This window comes from Methylovulum psychrotolerans, from assembly GCF_002923755.1.
Taxonomy (GTDB): Bacteria; Pseudomonadota; Gammaproteobacteria; order Methylococcales; family Methylomonadaceae; genus Methylovulum; species Methylovulum psychrotolerans.
Window position 1 is genome coordinate 1 of record NZ_PGFZ01000059.1, and the last position, 2,154, is coordinate 2,154.

General features: G+C 42.7%; 2 protein-coding genes. Both read left to right on the forward strand.

The annotated features are described in order from the left end of the window. Positions 1–1,127 precede the first annotated feature (1,127 nt). Positions 1,128–1,385 (forward strand): type II toxin-antitoxin system Phd/YefM family antitoxin, encoded by a 258-nt coding sequence (locus AADEFJLK_RS23480; RefSeq protein ID WP_103976017.1) that lies wholly within the window; start codon positions 1,128–1,130, stop codon positions 1,383–1,385. Between the two features lie 3 nt (positions 1,386–1,388). Then, on the forward strand, positions 1,389–1,826 hold the full coding sequence (locus AADEFJLK_RS23485; protein WP_103976018.1) for a type II toxin-antitoxin system PemK/MazF family toxin: 438 nt from the start codon (positions 1,389–1,391) through the stop codon (positions 1,824–1,826). The last annotated feature ends 328 nt before the right edge of the window (positions 1,827–2,154 follow it).

Consider the following 2,154-nt stretch of genomic DNA (forward strand, 5'->3'; position numbering starts at 1 on the left):
TCAAAAAAGGGGGGTATTTCATATGCTGGCAGTAGTTATAGGGGGCGGGTCGCTGTGGAAAAATTAATATAAGCAATTGATAAATATAAGATAAAAAGTTAATAAAAATCTCTTATCCTTTTATCCTTTATTTATCCTTCTTTTTAACCATGACCGTGAGCCTGTGAATATGTGGATAACTTTGTTGCCATGCAAAATTTAACAAAACTTTAATCTACTAAAAATTGCTTTCCACAGCCAACATAGACCCAAAAATCAAACCCATTTCTAATAAAACGGGGAATATACAAGCCATTTTTTGCAACAGCCATAAAAGCCCCATAAACATGCCAAGGAAGCGAAAAAACATTTTTAAGCTAGATACGGAGCCACAGGCACAGAAAAATCCGCAGGCGGGCAAAATTCCGGCCAATTTTCGATATTTTTCTATATTGTCGGGCTAACCGCCAACCGTTAGGCTTTGACCCTTGGAAAGGAAGCTAGTGCAGTGACTAAACAAAACCGCCAGCTTGACTTGTTCACCGACAACCCAGCAAACGACAGTTTCAAAAAGTGCGCGACAGAACCGTTTTCTGTAAGTTATCCACAAAAGCGGTTGATAATCTTGTGATGGAACTAAACGTAACACTTACTGCTTGGCGGTTTGAGTCAGATTGTCTAAAAATTAGCCAACTTTCTTCATTCAAGACGCTGTTTAGCAAAAAACGATTTTAAGGCAATTTTTAGGCTGGTTTTTGTACATCTAGCCAAAACCATTTTTTATTGCTGTGCGGTTAAATTTGACAGCTTTCTGTTGATGATTTGACCGATGTAACCCCGACAAACGCCTTTTTGCCATTTTCAACCCTTCCCGTGGAGTGTTGGCAGTCTTAGTGCTGTCTAGGCGAATTTATCGCGGTTGGTAATAATTTATTATAATTTTGGATTTGACTCTATTGTGTTAACTTAACTTAATTTAATACTATTATTTTTTTATCAAAATAAACACGCTTATACATTGCTCCGCTTCGGTCCACAATGCGCATGCCTCCCAACCCCCAGCCCGAACCTGTTTTTTACGGAGACAACAGCCTGTAAGTTATGTATAGTATGCAAGATATGTATATTGCAGATTAGGGGTTAGTTTTATGGTTACTATCAGTTCCGCCGAGTTTCAGCGGCATTTTGGACGTTATCAGGACGTGGCTTTAACCGAGCCTGTTGCCATCACCCGAAACGGACGGGAGCGGGTAGTGGTTTTGTCCGTTGATGAATATCAACGTTTGAAGCGGCGGGACAGGATAGTTTTAAGCGTTGATGATTTTACCGAAGAAGATTTGCAAAACATCCGCAAGGCCGAGCCGCCCATTGAATCCATTGCCTTTAACGCTGAACTAATCGGATAGCCCTTGTCATTTCCACAACCCGTACCCGGCTTAGTTATTCGCTATTCCTATCTATGGCAGTCCGAGCATTTGCGGGGTCAAGAAGAAGGCGTAAAGGATAGGCCTTGTGCGGTCATTCTCGTAACGTCAAATGTTGGAGAAAGCAAAACTGTTACGGTTTTGCCCATTACCCACACGCCGCCGACCAATCCAGAGCTTGCTGTTGAAATTCCCCAAGCGACCAAACGCCGTTTAGGTTTGGATGATGAACGGTCTTGGATTGTCTTGACCGAAGCCAACCGCTTCAATTGGCCGGGCCCAGATTTACGTTTTGCAAAATATGGCGATGTAAACAGCGCATGTTATGGGCTTTTGCCGCATGAATTGTTTAAGCAAGTGAAGAGCAAGCTTGATGATGTCATAACCAGACGGTTGATAAAGCTTGTTCCGAGAACCGAATAAAGCTTATTTTTCTAACCGCCTGTAAAGCGTCCGCTGTGAAACGCCTAGGGATTTTGCCACAATGTCGTGGTGTCCGCCTTGCTCTATAAGTTTGCGGACATGGGCGATTTGTTGGGGATAATTAACCAAAAGAACGGTTTGTCCTGAGACACCTCTGGATTCCTTGGTATCAGTGGCTTACAGACGAAATACCGATTTTAAAAGGCCGACCGTAAGGATTCCTTCGTAAATGCGTAAAGTCGCCCGGAACCCCGCGTCAAACCTAGAATCTAAGCGCAATTCCATAGACTACAGAGGTGAATAGCAGTAATCTGTATCAATTGAACCA

What these genes read in the sequence shown, in the direction of transcription:
- AADEFJLK_RS23480 (WP_103976017.1), top strand. Translation starts at nt 1,128, where the DNA reads ATGGTTACTATCAGTTCCGCCGAGTTTCAGCGGCATTTTGGACGTTAT.